Here is an 18,293-nt window from a genome sequence, read left to right on the forward strand (position 1 = left end):
GTTTGCGATCCTGTGCGCCAGGGTCCCTGCAAGTGCAGCACAGGCAATCCTGAGCGTCGGCGATGCGCAGGAAGCGGGCGGTGCAAAGTTGCGAACTCGTGGATTGCCAGACCGTCGTGCCCGGCCCCTTGCTGCCGTTCACAATTCGTGACCCGCCAGTGAACATCCATCTCGATTTCAGAGTCGAAATCCTAGCTGGTTGCCAAAAAATCCAGTTCCTGTCAGGATCTCAGATGAAACAAAAATCTTCATAAGGATCAAACGTGAAGCCTTTTGTCGCTTTCTTTATCATGACAATTTGCCTGGCGTCTCCGGTGTGGGCTCAAGATTTGACCGGCCCGCAGAAAAACGCAGTTCGTTCGGCAAACGCATACCTGAGCATGTCGGGTTTCTCGCGTGACGGTCTAATTGAACAGCTATCCTCTGCATATGGGGACGGATATGAGGAAGTGGATGCGATCGCGGCGGTAGACAGCCTCTCGGTAAACTGGAATGAGCAGGCGACAAGATCGGCTTGGAATTATCTCAAGATAATGGGTTTTTCCTGCCAAGGTTTAATTGAGCAGCTGTCGTCTGATGCTGGTGATAAATACACGCGCGCTCAGGCAACCTACGGAGCCCAACAGGCTGGTGCCTGCTGAGCTTGACTGAAGGGGTCTTCAAGATGGTGTTTAAAAGCAAACATATCCCAATTTTGACGTTCGCCATGATCATCTCATCTCCCACGTTCGCGGAAACTCGTCTGATTTGCGAAAACCCAGGACGTGAGTACCTTGTGGTCTATGAGCCCGGCATTACGGCCTTGATCCTGAACCCTGACAGTAGCGCAACCAAGTATCCGATATTGGTCGACGATAACGCGGACGGAGCCCATGTTGTGACCGCCTCAACCCCAAATGGAGGTCCCACTGCGAGACTTCACCTCCGTCCATATCTAAAAATGGAGTATTGGATGGACGGTCAAGTTCTCCAGACGGATGGGTGTTACGAGAGTCGTTAGTGCGTGAACTGGCAGTAGAGAACTCGACTTTGGGGGCCGTGGTTCGACTAAAAGCCGTCATCTGACCATTTCGCTCAAGGGCTGCACAAGTGCACGATGCAGTGCTTCCATCGGGAACGCGCTCTCATGTCGCCCAGCCTGAGCACTTTGTACCATAGCCGTAAAGCCCACTCCCATGACCTATGAGACCATCGACTCCTCCTCTGCCGAGGGCCGCCCGTATTACCTCTACCAGTTCGTCGAGGGGGCGCAGATCTGGCGCTTCACCAGCCGGGCGGAGGCCTGGACCAGCACGGGCAGCGGCGGGGATACGATCCTCTGGGAGCCCGCCGCCGTGGCCCATGGCGATGTGGTGCAGACGAGCGAGATCGAGCGCGGGCGGCTGGAGCTGACCTGGCCCGTGTCGCATCCCTTCGCGCGGCGGTTTCTGGCACCCATGGGCAACAGGCCCGTGACGCTGACGATCTTCCGCGGCCATGAGCAGGTGCCGGGCGAGACGGTGGCGCATTGGAAGGGCCGCGTGGTGGGGGCCGAGGTCGAGGGCCAGCGCATCCTGCTGCAGGCAGAGTCGATCTTCAGCACGCTGCGCCGCGCGGGTGTGCGGGCGAAGTACCAGCGGCTGTGTCGCCATGCGCTCTACGGGCGCGGCTGCGCGCTTGATATCGCGCTGCACTGGCTGACCGGCACGGTGACGGCGGTTGCGGGCAGTGGCGCAGCCGTAACCATCCCCGAGGCGGCGGAACAGCCCGATGGCTGGTTTCGCGGTGGGGTGCTGCGGTTTGGGGCGCAGCTCGGCTTCATCACCGGGCACGTGGGCACCACGCTGACACTCTCATGCCCGATGCCGGAACTGGCAGCGGCCCTCGCCGCCCCCGAGCTCGACCCGGAGACGGGCGAGCCGTTGCCGGTCCTGATCGACATCGCCCCCGGCTGCGACCTGCGCGCCGCCACCTGCGGGGCCAAGTTCGGCAATCTCCTCAACTTCGGGGGCTTCCCCGAGATCCCCGGCCGCAACCCGCTCGGCGGCGGCTCCATCGTCTGACGCGCCCGCGCAGGCCCCACCCCCAAACGGCAAACCCTCATGGCATGGACCTTCATCGCACGGCTCGTCCTCGGGCTGGTGCTCGCGGGCATCTCCTATGCGCTGAGCCCGCGCCCCAAGGTCGAGACGCCCCAGGCCGCAGGGCTTGACGATTTCAGCCTGCCGACGGCCGAGGAAGGCCGCCCGATCCCGGTCGTCTTCGGCACCGTGCTCATCACCGGACCCAACGTGGTCTGGGCGGGGGATCTGAAGGTTGATCCGATCCGGAAGAAGGGCGGCAAGAAGTGATGGATCGGGATCAAACCGCACAGGAGCCGCTCCGCGTGACCATTCAGGACCTGCGCGATGCGCGCTATTGCCTCGCGGGGGTGCGGCCGTGGTTCCGCCGCCATGGGTTTGAGTGGCAGGATTTTCTCGATCACGGCATCGAGGCCGACCGGCTGCGCGCAACCGAGGATGCGCTCGTCCTGCCCGTGATCCGTGCGGCACAGGCGCGCGCGCAGGCGGCCGCGTTGCAGGCACCGGCCGGGGCAGTGGCAACAACGGGGGCACCGCGTGGCTGAGAAGCAAAAGCCGACCATCGGCTACCGCTACGGGCTGGGCATGCACCTGGCGCTCTGCCACGGGCCGGTCGATGCCATCCGCGAGATCCTCGTCGACCGCCGCACCGCCTGGGCGGTGACCACCGGTGGCGGGGTCTCGGGCGGCGGCGCGGCCGTGGAGACGCGCATCGGCACGCTCAACGGCATGGCGGCCACCGCGGCCCTCGCGGGCGACCCCGGGGCTTTGATCACCTTTCCGGGGACGCGCGCGGGCGTGCGCCTCGGCCGGGACTACCGTCTGCGACTGGAGAACGGCGCGCGCCAGATCGTCACGCTGCAGGGCGTGACCCATGATGCCGCAAGTGACACCACGTCGTGGTCCGTCCTGCCCGAGGTGCTGAGTTTCCCGGCGCAATCGGTCGAGGTGTTCGAGGCCGCAACCAGCGCCAGCAATGCAGGCGCCGCCGGTGGGCGCATCCGGATCGACAAGCCCGACCTCTTCGGCGGCGAGAAGCGCGAGGGCGGCATCGTCGGTGATATCGATGTGCTGATGGGCGGGCCAGACCAGGGCCAGAACGACTACCTCGCAGCAAACATGAACGGCGACGTGCCCGGCTATCGAGGGCTTTGCAGCCTCGTGCTGCGGCAGGTGTATCTCGGCATCAACCCCTACCTCAAGCCATGGGCGGTGCGCGTCACGCGCGTGCTCACAGGCGAGGCGGGGGCGGCGCAATGGTACCCCGAGACCGCCGCCATCGTGCCCGAGGCGAACATCTCGGATGCCGCGATCCACATCGCGCTCGACGTCTCGGGCTCGATGTCGGGCACGCGGATGGCGGCGCAAAAGGCCGGCGTCGCGGCGCTGATCCGCGAGATCGGCGCGGGCGTCGATCCCGACCGGCCGAACGACATCCGCATCGTGCTGTGGAATGCCTCCGTTGCAGGATCGATCGAGCGCCGCGACATGGGGCCGGACGACTATGCCGCACTCGAGGCCTGGATGCTGGCGCTGTCCAACGGCACCTCGGGTGGGACGAGTTTCGACGCGGCGTTTTCGCAGGCGGGGGCGTTCTTTGCGGGCAGCGGTGACAAGCGCCGGATCGTCATCTTCGTGACCGATGGCGAACCCTCGCCGGTGTCCTCGGTCGATGCGGCGCTGGCCAAGATTGCTACCCTGCCGCCCGCCGACATCTTCGGCTTCAACATCGCGCTGGCGGATACGAGCTACACCGCCCAGATCGACAACACGCCGGTCGATGGCGTGCCGGTGATCCCGCCGGGCGACACCCAAGCCCTCATCGCTTCCCTGCGCGGGGCCTTCGGCAACGGCCCGGACATGAACCCGGCCCATATCATCCGCGAATGCCTCACCAACCGCGACTGGGGCCTGGGCTATGGATCGGTAGAGGTCGGGGCGAGTTTTGCCACCGCGGCGGACACGCTCTATGCGGAAGGCTTTGGCCTCTCGCTGATCTGGCAGCAGGACAGCTCGATCGAGGCGTTCATCGCCAGCGTGCTCGACCACATCGACGCCACGCTGTTCATCGACCGGCGCACCGGGCTTTGGGAGATCAGGCTCATCCGGGCGGATTACGTGGCGGCCAACCTGCCACTCTTTGATGAGACCAATGTCGTCGACTGGGGTCGCCTCGGGCGGCGCGCGCCCTCGGATCTGGTGAACTCCGTCATCGTGCGCTTCACCGATGCCGGGACCGACGAGACCGCCGCGGTTTCGGTCACCGATACGGCCCGGGTGCAGGCGATGGGCGAGGTGATGGCGACCACGCTCGACTATCCCGGCATCCGCTACCAGGGGCTGGCGGTGCGCGTGGCCGAGCGCGATCTGCGCGCGCTCTCGGTGCCGCTGCTCACCGGCGAGATCACCGTCAACCGCCAGGGGGCGGACCTTGGCCCCGGCGACGTGATCCGGCTGCGCTCAAAGCGCCTCGGGCTCGATGACGTGGTGATGCGCATTTCCGAGATCGGTCAGGGCGACGGGCGCGACAACGGCATCCGGCTGAAGATCGCCGAGGATGTCTTTGCCCTTGGCGCCACCGCCATCGCGGGCGGGCGCATGCCCACGGGCACCGGCGTTGCCGCGCCGCCGAGGGCGCTCACGCGCCGCATGGTTCAAGAGGCGCCGTATTGGCTGCTGGTGCGGGAACTCGGCCACAGCGAGGCCGATCGGCTCCTGGGCGAGGATCCCCATGCGGGCGCGCTGGTGGCCACCGGCGAGCGGCCCAGTGCCGATGCGCTGGCGGCCGAGCTCTGGATCGATCCCGGCACCGGCCCCGCGCCGCAGGGCGTGGTGGGGTTCGCGCCGACGGCACTGCTGGCGACAGAGCTGTCGGACCACCCGGAGGATCGCGTAATCCCCGTGACCGGCTGGCGCGACATCGGCGAGGTGGGGATCGGCACGCTGGCCTCGATCGGCGGCGAGCTGGTCCGTATCGACGGGATCACGCCGGACACGATCACCGTCGGCCGGGGCTGTCTCGATACCGTACCGCGCGCGCATGTGGCGGGCACGCCGGTCATCTTCTTCGACGAGGGCGCCCGGATCACGGAAGGCGCATGGGCTGCGGGTGAGACGCTGGCCGTCCGGCTGCTGCCCGAGACCGGGCGCGGCACGCTGGCCTTCGCGCTGGCGCCCGAGGACAGCGTGACGCTCGACCGGCGTGCCATCCGGCCCCTGCCGCCCGGGCGGGTGCAGGCGGGCGGCAGCTACACGCCGGACGTGGACGCGCTGGTCGCGGATGATCTGGTGCTGAGCTGGGCGCATCGCGACCGGCTGACCCAGACCAGCCCGGTGATCGTCGATCACACCGGCGCCTCGATCGGGCCCGAGCCGGGGGTGGGATATATCGTCGAGGTGCGCTGGATCGATCCCGACACCGGCGCGGCCATCTCGCCGCCCGGCATCGTCATCGACGCCGGCACGGCGACGAGCTGGACGCTCTCACCTGAAGACATCCCCGAGACCGGCGCGCCGGATCGCACCGCCGAGATCGACATTGCCGTCCGGTCCCGCCGCCTGGTCGCAAGCACATGGCTCACCGACCGGGAAGCACGCGGGTATCGGTTGACCGCGCCCTTCGCTGCCGGATGGGATCGCGGCTGGGGATTTTTGTGGGGCAGCTGACCCCGGGCGCCGACAACATGCGTCAGCATCACGACCACCTTCACCACCACAAACGAGGACGAGCATGCCGGAACGGATCATGCCGGGGCTGGGGCTGCGCGCCTTCTATGACCCCGGCCAGCGCAACTGGGGCACCAGCGTCAGCGAAGACCTGCGCCGCCTCTCGGTGCTGGTGCAGGCACGTGCGCTGTCGCGCAGCATCGCGCTGCCTGCGAGCGGGAGCGCGGGCGATATCTACATCGTGCCGGAAGGAGCCCCCAGCGACGCCGGCGCACTGGCGCTCTGGGACGGGGAGCCGGACGCGGAAGCTTGGGTGTTCCTCTCACCCCAGCCCGGCTGGCAGGTCTGGATTGCCGACGAGGCCCGCCATGTGCGCTTTACCGGCGCCGCCTGGGTGGAGGTCCCGCGCCCCGGCATCGTGCCGATCCGCACCCTCACGGCCACGGCACACACCCTCGAGCTCACCGATCTGGGCAGCATCCTTGAGACCACGGGCGCGTCCAGCGTGACCGTGACGATCCCCGATGAGGCGAGCGTTCCCTTCGAGATCGGCACGCTGATCAACGTCACGCAAATCGGCGCCGGGGTGGCATCGGTCGCGGCCGCGCCGGGCGTGTCGCTCAACGGTATTGCGGGCGGCTCGGTCGCGCTCGACGGCCAGTGGTCGGGCGTGGCGCTCACCAAGCGTGGGGCGGATGCCTGGACCGTTCAGGGTGCGCTCGCGGGGGCGGTCGCATGAGTCTCATGATGATGCGCGCCGCGATCCTGGCACAGGGTGGGGAAGTCGCGCCGCCCGTCGATATCGGCAGCGTCTGGGAGCTCGACGCCACCCGCACCGCCGCAGGCTACACGCTCTCGGATGACAACCAGACCGCCATCAACACTTCAGGCGGCAGCGACTACCGCCGCTGGGTGCCCACAGCGAAGGCGCTCCGGCCCACGGACGGGCGGCGCTATTGGGAAGTGCTCTGTGCCCCGGGCGGCGCGGCCGGTTTCGACGGCTATCTGGGCGTCGTCTCCGTCGAACAGCGCGAGGACTTTGACGCAGGCGACAACCCGATCACGCTGGGCTCGATCGGCTATCGCGGCAATGGCTCGCTCTGGTCCTCGGACACCGCCACCGCCAGTCAGCGCCTGACCGGGCTTGCGCCCTTTGGCGCGGGCGATGTGGTGATGTTCGTGCTGGACCCAGGCACCGCCAGCCTCTGGATCGGGCTGAACGGCGTCTGGCACGACGATCCCGTGGCAGGCGATGCGACATGGAGCGCCGCGCCCAGCGAGGCCTTCTACCCCCAGATCCAGGGGCGCGATCCGGGTGACGGCGGCACGCTGCGTGCGTTGCCCGCGCAGTTCAGCTATCCGGTCCCGCCCGGGGTGAAGGCCCTGGGCTTCGAAGAACCCGATCTGTCGATCCTTGAGGCCCATGCCTTCTTCGAGATCGGAGGCAACCGCGATCTCGGCCTGGCCGAGCTTGCCGCCTGGCTCGATCTCGGCGGCGGCGCGCATCTCACCTCGGGCAATGTCTCGCTGTTTCTCGACCACGGTGGGAGCACGGCGCTCACCGCCGCCCAATCCGCCCTCTACATCGAAGTGGAATTGCCATGACCCATATCCTGCACCTCGGCCACCAGCCCACCGACATCTCCGCCGTCGCGGGGCTCCTGAGCACCAATGCGGACGGCTTCGACGCAACCCTCGACGTCAACGCCATCCGGTTCTACGGCTCGCGCAACCTCGCCGCCCCCTTCGCCGTCGGGTTTGCGCCCCCCGCCGGCGACATGTGGCTGGGGTTTCGCTACGTGCCCCCCAATTTTGATGCCGAGAGCATCAGCCAGAGCGGTGCCGGGTTTCTGGAGGTTTTCGACGCAAACCACGACCTCGTCGCCGAGATCCGACCTCTCACCAGCACCAACCGCTATCATGCCATTGCCCATGGCGACGCCAGCGTCGCAGGCGGATCAAGCTACACCGCTGCGGGCGGGCAGCCGCAATGGGTCGATGTGCGACTGGCGGTGGGGACCGATGTCACCATCGAGTTCTTCGTCGACGGCGTGCTGCACTCGGCGGCTACGGCGGCCAACACCAGCGGCAAGGGCAAGCCGGTCCGGGTCATCTTCACCAATACCAGCCTGCATGGGAACAGCTCGAGCCGCACCTGGTACTACGCCCACATCGCCGTGCTCGACGGCGTCTCGACCATCGGGCGACGTTTCGTGCGCCGCAGCCCCAACGCCATCGCCAGCTTCAACGAGATGGTCGGCAGCCTCGATGCCCTCGGCGACAGCGACATCGCCACGCGCGTGGCGAGCAACGCGCCCGGACAGCGGATGTCCTTCTCGCTCGCCGGCCCGACTGGCCCGGCGTCGGTTTCGGCCATTGCCGGCGTGCATCTCAAGCAGATCGCCCAAGGAGGCACCGACGGGCCAGACGCCACGGCGGGGTTCCTGCGCATCGGCGGGGTGAACCATGACGCGAGCCCGGTCACCGTGCCAGTCCTTGCGCCGCAGCCGGTCTATTCCAGCTGGGCGCTGAACCCGGTCGATGCCAGCCCCTGGGACGCGACGACCCTGCCCACCGAAGTCGGGATCCTCTCGGCATGAACCAGCAGCAATCCCTCTTCGAGCAGGTCGCGCAGGCCTTTCGCGATCATGGGTTGACCGCGGCCATCGGCGTCTGGGTTACCTTCATCGCCGGGCTCGCAACAGCCGTGACGCGCAAGGCTTTCACCAACGAGGCGCTGCTGCACAAGCTCGAGCAGGAGCTGGCCGAAGAACGCGCGCGCATCGAGAAGCGCCGCGACGAGGATCGCAAGGTCGATCACGACCGGCTCGCCCGTATCGAGCGCGACATCCACGACATGCGCAACCTGATCTTCGCCGCCTTCCAGCGCGAGAACGGCGACTGAGCCACGCGCAGCGCGCGCTGTCCGTACCGAGGGTCAACCCAGGCCAGGCACCCCGAACACCACCCGGACCCCTCCGGTCCCTGCCGCTCCGCCCGGGCGGCGGGCCTGCCCTCGTCATCCCCATCACCAGGAGGCCTCCATGCCCGACCCCATCCGCACCTACCGACATTTTCGCAAAATTCCCCAGCAACTGTGGCGCTGGCCGAATTTCTCGCCCGCCGAGATCGCCTGTCGCGGCACGGGGCAACTGAAGCTGCACCCGGAAGCCCTCGACAAGCTGCAGGCCCTGCGCGACCGGCTGGGCAAGCCGCTGATTGTCCGTTCCGCCTATCGCAATCCGGAGCATAACCGCGCCGTCGGCGGGGCAAAGCGCTCGAAACATATGGACGGCACGGCCTTCGATATCGCGATGTCGAACCATGATCCGGTGGCGTTCGAGCGGGCGGCGCGAGAGGTCGGGTTCCTCGGCTTCGGCTTCTATCCGCGCTCGGGCTTCATGCATATCGATCTGGGTCCGGCGCGGTCCTGGGGGGAGAGGTTTCCCGCCCGCGCTGTGCCTTTCGCCGCTGAGACGCCGCCCGCGCGCGAGGTCTTAGCCGAAAGCCGCACGCTGCGCGGGACTGGGGCCGCCGGAGTGGCAACTATCGGCGCCGCAGGAGTCGAGGTCGTGCAAGAGGTACTGGCCGAGGCGCAGGATGCCGTCCTGCCGCTGGTGCCCCACCTCGACACACTGCGCTGGCTGTTCATCACACTGGCGCTCGCCGGCATCGCCGTTGCGGTCTGGGCCCGCGTGGATGACTGGCGCAAGGGGCTGCGCTGATGTGGGGCGGTCTGCTGGCCCGGCCATGGGCGCGGCGGGTGGCGATGATCGCCCTCGCCGCGCTCACCATCACCCTGTTTCTGTTCAACCTTCGCCGGACGGCTGAGCGCGCTGGCCGCGCCGCCGAACGGCTTGAGACCACGGAGAAAGCCAATGATGTCCAACGCCGGATGCTGGAGGCGGCGGCTCGCCGCCCTCGCAATCGTGACGATCTTCTTGACCGCCTGCGCGGGGGTGGATTCTGACATCCGGCCTAGCTCCTGCCCGCCGGTTGTGGAGTACAGCCGGGCTGAGCAGGCGCGTGTGGCCGAGGAGGTCGCAGCGCTGCCGGAGGGGGCGGTGATCGTCGGATGGCTGGCCGACTATGCGGTCCTGCGAGAGCAGGCGCGGGCGTGCGCAGGCCGGCAGTTTTTAAACTGCCGTTCTGAATCTTGGTGCGGCCGCGGAGATAAGGGTTTTCCCGGGCAATGAACGAGGATGGCGAAAAACGCATCGCTGCGAAGCTGGCCAGGATCACGGCGAAGCTGTGCGCGCGCAACACGCAGTTGGCGGCGCTGCATGCCGGGCAGACCCCCGTCAGTCGCACCGGCGACTATTAGGATGCCCGCTGTTGACAGACTGCAGACACCCCATAAGAAGCTTGGTAAGCTGCTTACTGTCCTCTTGGCAAATCGCAGCCCCGAGCACAAACGCGATCGTAATGCGGTGGGCGAGAGCCGCTGATCAACCAGCCCAGCAGAGCAGTTGCTTGGGGCAGAGTTTTAACTCCGGCCGCCGTGGCAATGAGGATCGCCGGATCGACCGATGTCTCAATTGGTGTCTACGAATCGCCTTTGAGGCGTCTTTCCCATGCCAGAATCTGACACCAACATCGTATACATCTAGGCGGAGGGGCCTTAGTGCGTTTCATCCACTTGGAGAATGGGCCAGTTTTTGGAGTTGATATGCAAATCGAAGCGTTAATCAAAGGCCTTCCCGATCGCAGCGTTGCATCGCTGATCAAGACGCGGGCCAATGTGCTGCCGAAACTTGACGGTGGGGGCGATGAAGGTGCCCTGCTGGCACTGCGCGATGCGATCGACGCCGAGCTCATGGGGCGCGCTGACCTGCCCATGGATGGCTGGTCATCCGGACGGCAGGGGGAGCCGCGATTCTTCATGCGGGACGGCGTCAAGATTGCGGTCGTTATCCGGTCAGAAACACATGGCGCGACGAAGGGGGCATATCACATCGAGGTATTGGGCGAAGTTCTCCGAGACCGGCCTCGCAATGTCGACGTTGCCCGCGATCTGGTCGAAGCGGCGCTTGCAAGGCGCAAGATCGGTCAAGACGCTTGAGCTTGTAAGAGACCGGGTATCATGTGGACCTTCGTGGGCATATTTCTCCTCGTCGCGGCGGCCCTTCTCATCCTGTCGCTCAGGCCGGTTCAGGTGTTTCTATTTAACGCGATGATCATCTGGGTGTTTTTGTTCGTGACGTCGCTCATCAGTCTCTTTATCTGGCTGGCCGTCTTCGGGAGTGGATGAGACTTCACGCGTTGGGTATTGAGTGGCGTTTCGTCGCGCCGGACATTGGGAGAGGTTCCTTGGTCAAAATTCTGCACACCGCGGACATCCATCTTGACTCGCCGCTGAAATCCCTGGCGTTGCGCAACGAGAGCTTGCGCGACAGCATCCGGTCCGCGACGCGACTGGCCTTCGCGCGTATCATCGACTCGGCCCTCGCCGAGGGAGTTGCCGCCCTGCTGATCGCTGGTGACCTTTACGACGGGGCGCAGCGCAGCGCGAAGACGGCGGCTTTCCTGGCCGGGCAGCTCGAGAGGCTGCAGGCGGCGGGCATCGCGGTTTTCTATATCAAGGGCAACCATGATGCAGAAAACCCGATTACCGGCGAAGTGGCGCTGCCGGACAACGTGCATGTGTTCGATGGGCGCGGCGGCAAGGCGCGGCTGGACGGCACAGATATCTGGATCCACGGCGTGAGTTTTAACGGCAGGCAGGCCCCCGACAGTCTGCTCGGCAAGTTCGGCGCGCCGGTGCCCGATGCCGTCAACATCGCCATGCTGCACACGTCGCTGGCCGGCGGGGCGGGGCATGACAATTACGCACCCTGTTCCGTCGCTGAACTGGCGGCGCTCGGTTTCGACTATTGGGCACTGGGGCACGTCCACAAACGTCAGGTGCACAGCGACGCGCCCTGGATCGTCATGCCCGGCATGCCGCAGGGACGCGACATTGGAGAGGCAGGGCCAAAGTCGGCCACGCTTCTGACGATCGACGACGGGCGGATCTCCATAGCGGAAGTGGCCACCTCCGCCGTGACGTTCCTAGCACATGGTATAGATGTTTCAGGAACCGAAACCGACGACGAAATCCGGCAGCGGGTCCGGAACGGCCTTATCAACCCGATCGAGGGGCTGCGCCCGAGTGACGAAGCCATCCTGCGGTTGACGCTTGCCGGACGCACGGCCCGGCACTGGCAGGTGCTGCGCGATGCCGAGGTCTGGACCGAAACCGTCACGCAGGTCGCGGAGGAGACGGGACGGCTTTGGGTCGAAAATCTGAGCTTCGCGCTCGAAGCGCCGGCCGCCGCGGCCGAGACCAGCGCCACCGACGAGCTCGGCCGGTTGATGGCGCAGATTGCGACGGAAGACGGGTTTGCCGCGCAGGCGCTGACGGAGGTCGAGGAGGTGCTGTCGCAGCTGCCGCCGGCGCGGCGGGCGGAGCTGTTGCCGGACGAAGCGGCGCTCTCCGCCCTTGCACGGAACTTGGCCGAGACAGGGGCGAACCACCTGTTTGCCCTGATGAAGGGAGCCTCGGAATGATGCGCCTGCGACAGCTCAACCTCGAGCTTTTCGGGGGCTTCACCGGTCAAACTTTCGATTTTGGGCCCGGTCGGGGCGACGGGGCTTCGGACTTCCACATCATCGTCGGCCCGAACGAGGCGGGCAAGACGACGACGATGGAGGGCTACCTGCGGCTGCTCTACGGCTTTCCCCATCGGGAACCCTACGATTTTCTGCACCAGCGCAAAAACCTGCGGGTGTCGGGGCTGCTGAACATCGACGGCACGGAAACGGAATTCACACGGCTCCCGACCCGCGATCCTTCGCTGCGTGATGCCCACGGCACGGAATTGCCCGACAGCGCGATGCAGGCGCATCTCATCGGCCTCTCCGAAGAGGATTACCGCAACCTCCTCTGCCTCGATGATCTGACGATCGAAAAAGGGGGCGAGGAGATCGCCAGGGCCAAGGGCGACATCGGGCGGCTTCTGTTCTCCGCCGCGGCCGGGATTAGTGAGCTCTCGGACGTCCTCGATCGGGTCCGCGAGGAGGCCGACGACCTCTTTCGCAAACGGTCGAGCAAGACGCGGTTCGCCCGATTGAAGAGAGAGTATAGCGAGGTCGACCGCCAGATCCGTGAGCTCGACGTATCGGCGACACAGTATCGCAAGCTCAAACAGGCGTCGGACACCGCGCATGAAGAAGAAGACCGAGTGTCGGAGAGTCGAAAGGCGTCGTTCGAGGCGAGGGCGCAGCTCGAGGCCCGGGGCAACGCCTTGCCTCTGCTCGCCGAGATCGATGAGCTGGACGCCAAGCTTACGCCCTTCCGGGACTGGCCCGCGCACCTCGATATCGACCCGGAAGCGCTCGTGAAAATGCTCATCGACCAGGCCAAGGCGCAGAACAGTGAGAGAGCCCTTGTCGAAGAGATCGACGCGATGCGCGAGACCCTGGCGGGCATCGAGCGCCATCCGGAACACCTCACGCTGGAACGCGAGCTCGAGGACCTGGATTCCCTGCGCAGCCGCTATGCAACGGCGGAGGTCGACCTCGACAAGCGCCGCGGCGCGCTGTCGCGGATCGTCGAGGACATGCGGCAGGTGATCACGCGCGACCTTGGTGCTTCCGGTGACGTCGATCTCGGACAGCTGGTGCTGTCGCCCGCTACCCTGTCGGCCCTCGGACAGGCGCGGGAAGGGATGCGGGATGCGGAACGCCAGGTTGAACGCGAGCGCGCCGAGGTGACCGAGCTGGAGGACAGGATCGCGGCGGCCGACGCGGCGCTCAGCAAGCTGGAAACCGACGCGCCTTCGGTCGTTGAGCTGGAAGAGGTCTTCGAGCGTTTCGACGTCGATGCGCTTTCGCAACGCCACGCGGCTGCAACCGGGGCGGTGAAGACCGCGCGCAGGCAGGCGCTTGCCGCGCTGGATGCGCTTGCGATCAAGGGGGATCGCTTCGATGCCGTGCCGCGCTGTCCGCTGACGCTCGAAGAAGCCGAAGCCTTGCTGAGCCAGGCTCAGGAGATCGCGATTCAGCATGATGCGGCGGTCCACGCGCGTGACGAAAGTCAGGCGGTAATTGCGGAGCGAACCGCACGGATCGCCCGGATCAGGGCGATGGACGGGCTGATCGATGACGCGGAGGCCCACCGCCTCAGGACCGGGCGCGACGAGCTCTGGTCGGCGCACAAGGCGCGCCTGAGCGACGAGACCGCGGCCCGGTTCGAAGATGCGATGTCACGCTTGGACAGCGCTATGGATCTTCGGCTCTCGGAGGCGGCCAACCTCGGCACGTTGCGCCAGTACGAGCAGGATCTCGCAGCTCTGGAGGCCCGCGCAGAGGTGGGCGAAACAAAGATCGAGGCGCTGGCCGGAAACCGGCAGGAGGCACTGGACAGCCTCTCGAACGCTGCAAGGCAGGCGGGCATCGTCGCGCCGGTCACACCGGAGGCTTTCGTGGTCTGGTTGCGGAAGCTCGAAACTGCGATACAGGCCGAGGCCGGGCTGCGCCGCCTTCAGGACGAACATTGCGACGTATTCGAGCAGGCCGAGCGGCTGCGCGACCTGTTGTCAAAGCACGTCCACCGCGATGCGTCGGACTTCGACGGTCTTGTCGCCAAAGGGAAATCCATCCTCGCTGCCCAACGGGCCCACGAGGAAAAACGGCGTGCAGCGCAGGCCCGCCTCGAAGATCTCAGGGGCGACCGCGACACGCGGACCGCCCGGCTTGACGACCTCGCAGACAAGGCGGCTGACGCCCGGCGCGACTGGTCGGAACTGGTCGCCCGGGCCCTGCCGGGAGAACTGGACGCAAAACTGTTGGAAGGCTCCCTGCAACCGCTTCACGCTCTGCGCGAGCAGGAGAAGGAATGCGCGGGGCTCGAGCGCCAGATATCGGGCATGGAGGCGGACCAGAGCCAGTTTTGCGAGAAGATGCGCGAACTGGGCGAACGGGTGGGCGCCACGGTTTCAGACAAGCCGCTCGCGGACCATGACGCACTGGTGGCGTTGGCTGCCGCGGCGCGCGCGGACGAGGACAGATCGCGCGAGCTGTCGGCCCGGATCGCGGAGCGGGAAGAGGTTCTCGCCGAAACCAGGAAAACGCTTGGCGAAATCGGACTGGCGGTGTCCGAGATGGCGCGGCTGTTTCCCGACGGGGTCGAGACCGGGTCGCTCGAGGCCCTGCGGCAGGCCGTCAGCACGGCCTCGCAGGTGATCGACGATCGCACGAGACGCGCCCAGCGGGAACGGGAACTGTTGGTCGCGCTCGATCTCACGGATCTTGAGGACGCGCGCGCCGCTTTGGAGGGCGCGACACAGGCCGACCTGCGCGCTCAACTTGATGAGGTCGGCGCCGACCTGGAAAGTGTTGAGACCCTGTACAAGAGCGCCATCGAGGCGCGGACCGCGGCAGATGCGGAATTGCGCGCGATCTGTGGGGATTCCGAGGTTGCGCTCCTGGTCGAGCGAAAAACGACGCTTGAGCTGGAAATGCAGGAGGCGGCGCTCCGGCACCTCGAGTTGAGCCTGGGACATCGGCTTGCCGAGGAGGCGATCCGGCGCTACCGCGATGAACATCGCAGCGCGATGATGCAGGCCACCGAAGCCGCCTTCGCAGAACTGACCAACGGCGCCTATTCCCACCTGCAGACACAGCTGGACGGCGCTTCGGAAACACTGTTGGCACTGGATGCGAGCGGTATGGCCAAGCAGGCGCAGGACATGTCGAAGGGCACGCGGTTCCAGCTCTATCTCGCCCTGCGCGCCGCCGCCTACGAGCAGCTAACCGATCAGGGAACATCCCTGCCGTTCTTCTGCGACGATATTTTCGAAACCTTCGACGAAGACCGGACGCGCTCCGCCTGCCGGGTCATGGAACGGATCGGCCGGCGGGGGCAGGCGATCTACCTCACCCATCACCAGCATGTCGTCGATATCGCCCGTGAGGTTTGCGGAGGAGGTGTGCAGATCCATCGGATCGAGGCGTAGGGCAGGGCTTTCCTCAATTGAATCTTCCAAGCATTTCCAAGGAGAGAGCATTGAACCAATACAGCACGTTCCAGTTTGAGGGCGCACGCGAAGACGCATCGGAGTATCTGAAGGAGATTTCCGGCAGGTTCTATGTCTACGTCTTGTTCCGACCGAATGGTGTGCCCTTCTACGTCGGGAAAGGGTTGGGTCGTCGTGCCCTGGAACACGAACTCGAGGCCCTGCGTGAGCATCCGGTCGGTGAAGCCAATCCCTATAAGTGCAACGTCATCCGCAAGATTGTTGGGGGCGGGGAGCAGGTGGTCTATCGGATCGATAGTCACTATTCTTCCGAACGGGAGCGCGAATGCCTTCAACGTGAAGCGGAGCTCATCGAGACCTTTGGGCGGTTGCACGAAGGTGGACCGCTGACCAACCTCGCCGGCGGCATGGGGGCGACGTCAGGCGCTGCTCCCGCGAGCCTCGAGAAACACTCGGCGACTTTGAGTGGGGCACCAGAAAACAATCCCGAACGCGCCACGCTCAATTCCTTTCTCCAAAGCATCGGACCGGTAGCCAGCGTGCCGATCAAGCCGGTCGCGCAGATCAGTAGGATTCTTCCGACCCTACCGCATCCCAAGCCGCGCTCGCCGACGCAGCGTTGTGCCTTCGCGTTGATCGCCAGTGCGGTGGCGCATGGGCTGACAATTGAGCCGGGCGTGCGGATCCCGCGGACATTCGTCTATACCGGGGTCGAGGGCATCATCGAAAATGGCGTAGCGCGGGACCTCGTCAAGGCAGGCATGGCTGAGCTCATCTTTTCGGATGATCCGCGCGACGAACAATTTGAACTTAGCGAAAGACAATGCCGCCTACTCGTTGACCTGGTCGGGCGCGCGCATCTGAATGCCCGGGGGCTTCTCGCGGACTGACTGCGAGCCTAGTCAACAACCGGATAGAACGGCTTCCCCCAATCCTGGCCCGGGTTGTCCATCATCAGATCGACAAATACTGGCAGCAGAAAAGCAAGAATGCCCGCACCATCACGCACTTGCGCCCGGTTGATGCCGCTGTTCCATGTCGCGCCGCCGTGGATCAATTGATTGCGCAAGACATAGAGCCGGTCAAAGACGAAGCTCAGGACGCGAGGAGTGTCGCGGCCCTGAAAGGCCAGCGCAAAACTGCGGGCCGAAGCCTTGAAACGGTCGTCCCAATCTTCGTATCCATCAACTCCATTGTGGTATTGCCAAAAGGGACTGAAAACAAAGCGGTTCTGGAGGAGCATCCGCACCGGGCCTTGGAACCGTTGCCATAGCGCGTTGTAGATCCTCTGCCCCTCGTCCAAGGCGACCAGTTTTTCAAAATAGTCGAGAAACGCGGCACGCTCACCAAGTGCCATCTCCTGTATCTCGCATTCGTCCGCATAGGCCGCATTGAAGGCGATCCAGAGGAAGATGAAGCGTGCATCGTGATCGTCGCCGCACGCCTCGGCTCGACCGATCCAGCTGATGGAGCGGTGAACGCGAAGCCCCATCGTCTCGGGGAAGCCATCTCGAATGGCGCGCTGTTTGTTTTTCAGCTTGGCGAAGTCGAGAGCATCATTCATCCGTAATTCCCTTCTTGAAACCTGGTCACGGCAGCGCATCGAAATCCGACCGCTGATAGCCCGCGACCAGTGTGCGCAACCCTTCCGGTGCCACAACCTCGACCTTGTCTCCCCACTGATAGAGATGCCAGGCCATCTCGAGCCATCCGGCCGCATTGAACCGGACGATCAGGCTTCCGTCATCCTGTGGCTCCAGCACCTGCGTTGGGTGAAAACGGAATTCGGCGGCACGCTCAGCGGCCCCAGGCGCGAAGCGCCAGATCACCTCGCCGTATTGTGCCGGGTCCTGATAGACGCCGAAGGCCTGGGCGGCATAATCCTCCAGAGTGAATCCCGGCGCGAAGGCAAAGCTTTCGTCCAGCACCTCGGCGGCATGAATCCGGTCCATGCGGAAGTTCAGGATCGTCTCGCTGCGCGATGGTTGCCGCGCCACAAGGTAGCTGCGGTGGCCCAGCAGCAGGCCGTGCGGTTCGATCACCCGAGGCGCGGCATCCACAGGTCCGTAGATGACGCGCAGCCGAAACGGGCCTCGCAGCGCCTCCATGACTGCATCCGTCACGTTGGGTTGCAGGGCGACGGTCGGACCGGGACGCATGATCTGGCCGAGACCAGCCAGTACCGCCTCGGCATCGGTCTCGGACCTCGTTGCGTCCCGTGGTTTCAGCCGTGCTAGCAGCCCGTCGCGCAGATCTTCAAGTGCGCGGGCATGGCGCAGTCGCGCTTGTTCGCGGGCGGTGCGGGCTGCGATTTCCAGGGCTTCGATGGTTGTTTCCTGTCGCGGCTGCAGCCGCTCGGGCGGGGGCGCATCCAGCCGCCAGTACCGACGGCGATCCTCGGCGTCCATGGTGGTGACATTGGCGAAGGTGGCGTCCAACGCCTCGGTCATCCGTTGCGCCGTCCGGTGCGACACGCCGAACTCGGTGCAGATGTCCTCAAGGCTGACGCCGCCGCGCCGGGAAGCGGCCATCTGGGCGAGACGGAGCA

Annotated in this window: 19 protein-coding genes; 17 read left to right on the forward strand and 2 right to left on the reverse strand. The window is 65.4% G+C overall.

Features of this window, described 5'->3' with window-relative positions; translation table 11 throughout:
* Positions 1–263 precede the first annotated feature (263 nt).
* The 17 genes from B9Y97_RS12010 (at position 264) to B9Y97_RS12085 (ending at position 16,635) form a co-directional block, all read left to right on the forward strand.
* Complete coding sequence (locus tag B9Y97_RS12010) at positions 264–641, forward strand: Ltp family lipoprotein (protein WP_217809453.1); 378 nt, start codon at positions 264–266, stop codon at positions 639–641.
* A gap of 534 nt (positions 642–1,175) precedes the next feature.
* On the forward strand, positions 1,176–2,042 hold the full coding sequence (locus B9Y97_RS12015) for a phage BR0599 family protein (protein ID WP_085526960.1): 867 nt from the start codon (positions 1,176–1,178) through the stop codon (positions 2,040–2,042).
* Between the two features lie 39 nt (positions 2,043–2,081).
* Entirely contained in the window at positions 2,082–2,330 is a 249-nt protein-coding gene (locus B9Y97_RS12020; protein WP_085526961.1) for a hypothetical protein, read from the forward strand.
* 35 nt (positions 2,331–2,365) lie between these two features.
* Positions 2,366–2,605: a hypothetical protein gene (locus tag B9Y97_RS12025; RefSeq protein WP_254900907.1), complete on the forward strand. Its 240-nt coding sequence runs from the start codon at positions 2,366–2,368 to the stop codon at positions 2,603–2,605.
* Positions 2,598–5,726 carry a phage tail protein gene (locus tag B9Y97_RS12030; protein WP_254900908.1) on the forward strand — a complete coding sequence of 1,043 codons (3,129 nt, stop codon included), beginning with the start codon at positions 2,598–2,600 and terminating at the stop codon, positions 5,724–5,726. Before B9Y97_RS12025 ends, B9Y97_RS12030 begins: the two co-directional genes overlap by 8 nt.
* A 64-nt stretch (positions 5,727–5,790) precedes the next feature.
* A complete protein-coding gene (locus B9Y97_RS12035) occupies positions 5,791–6,465 on the forward strand; it encodes a DUF2793 domain-containing protein (protein WP_085526963.1) in 675 nt (224 codons plus the stop codon).
* Complete coding sequence (locus tag B9Y97_RS12040) at positions 6,462–7,331, forward strand: SPRY domain-containing protein (protein WP_085526964.1); 870 nt, start codon at positions 6,462–6,464, stop codon at positions 7,329–7,331. Before B9Y97_RS12035 ends, B9Y97_RS12040 begins: the two co-directional genes overlap by 4 nt.
* Complete coding sequence (locus B9Y97_RS12045) at positions 7,328–8,326, forward strand: FscB (protein WP_085526965.1); 999 nt, start codon at positions 7,328–7,330, stop codon at positions 8,324–8,326. Before B9Y97_RS12040 ends, B9Y97_RS12045 begins: the two co-directional genes overlap by 4 nt.
* Positions 8,323–8,631: a hypothetical protein gene (locus tag B9Y97_RS12050; protein WP_085526966.1), complete on the forward strand. Its 309-nt coding sequence runs from the start codon at positions 8,323–8,325 to the stop codon at positions 8,629–8,631. The genes B9Y97_RS12045 and B9Y97_RS12050 overlap by 4 nt, the downstream gene beginning before the upstream one ends.
* Before the next feature lie 139 nt (positions 8,632–8,770).
* Positions 8,771–9,451 carry a YcbK family protein gene (locus B9Y97_RS12055; RefSeq protein WP_085526967.1) on the forward strand — a complete coding sequence of 227 codons (681 nt, stop codon included), beginning with the start codon at positions 8,771–8,773 and terminating at the stop codon, positions 9,449–9,451.
* The gene (locus B9Y97_RS12060; RefSeq protein ID WP_085526968.1) at positions 9,451–9,696 is read left to right on the forward strand and encodes a hypothetical protein; all 246 of its coding nucleotides are present in this window, start codon (positions 9,451–9,453) and stop codon (positions 9,694–9,696) included. The genes B9Y97_RS12055 and B9Y97_RS12060 overlap by 1 nt, the downstream gene beginning before the upstream one ends.
* A gap of 222 nt (positions 9,697–9,918) precedes the next feature.
* The gene (locus B9Y97_RS18375; RefSeq protein WP_254900910.1) at positions 9,919–10,050 is read left to right on the forward strand and encodes a hypothetical protein; all 132 of its coding nucleotides are present in this window, start codon (positions 9,919–9,921) and stop codon (positions 10,048–10,050) included.
* Between the two features lie 345 nt (positions 10,051–10,395).
* A complete protein-coding gene (locus B9Y97_RS12070; RefSeq protein ID WP_085526970.1) occupies positions 10,396–10,788 on the forward strand; it encodes a hypothetical protein in 393 nt (130 codons plus the stop codon).
* 21 nt (positions 10,789–10,809) lie between these two features.
* Positions 10,810–10,977: a hypothetical protein gene (locus B9Y97_RS18145; RefSeq protein WP_176224359.1), complete on the forward strand. Its 168-nt coding sequence runs from the start codon at positions 10,810–10,812 to the stop codon at positions 10,975–10,977.
* Positions 10,978–11,036: 59 nt separating this feature from the next.
* On the forward strand, positions 11,037–12,275 hold the full coding sequence (locus tag B9Y97_RS12075; RefSeq protein ID WP_139828291.1) for a metallophosphoesterase family protein: 1,239 nt from the start codon (positions 11,037–11,039) through the stop codon (positions 12,273–12,275).
* Positions 12,275–15,724 carry an ATP-binding protein gene (locus B9Y97_RS12080; RefSeq protein ID WP_254900975.1) on the forward strand — a complete coding sequence of 1,150 codons (3,450 nt, stop codon included), beginning with the start codon at positions 12,275–12,277 and terminating at the stop codon, positions 15,722–15,724. The genes B9Y97_RS12075 and B9Y97_RS12080 overlap by 1 nt, the downstream gene beginning before the upstream one ends.
* Before the next feature lie 50 nt (positions 15,725–15,774).
* A complete protein-coding gene (locus B9Y97_RS12085) occupies positions 15,775–16,635 on the forward strand; it encodes a GIY-YIG nuclease family protein (protein ID WP_085526973.1) in 861 nt (286 codons plus the stop codon).
* An 8-nt stretch (positions 16,636–16,643) separates the two neighbouring features.
* Here the strand turns inward: B9Y97_RS12085 and B9Y97_RS12090 are convergent, their stop codons facing one another.
* Positions 16,644–17,309: a HEPN domain-containing protein gene (locus B9Y97_RS12090; RefSeq protein ID WP_085526974.1), complete on the reverse strand. Its 666-nt coding sequence runs from the start codon at positions 17,307–17,309 to the stop codon at positions 16,644–16,646.
* 25 nt (positions 17,310–17,334) lie between these two features.
* Entirely contained in the window at positions 17,335–18,276 is a 942-nt protein-coding gene (locus tag B9Y97_RS12095; RefSeq protein ID WP_254900911.1) for a helix-turn-helix transcriptional regulator, read from the reverse strand.
* Between the last annotated feature and the right edge of the window lie 17 nt (positions 18,277–18,293).

Source organism: Maritimibacter sp. HL-12 (assembly GCF_900177545.1).
Lineage (GTDB): Bacteria > Pseudomonadota > Alphaproteobacteria > Rhodobacterales > Rhodobacteraceae > Sinisalibacter.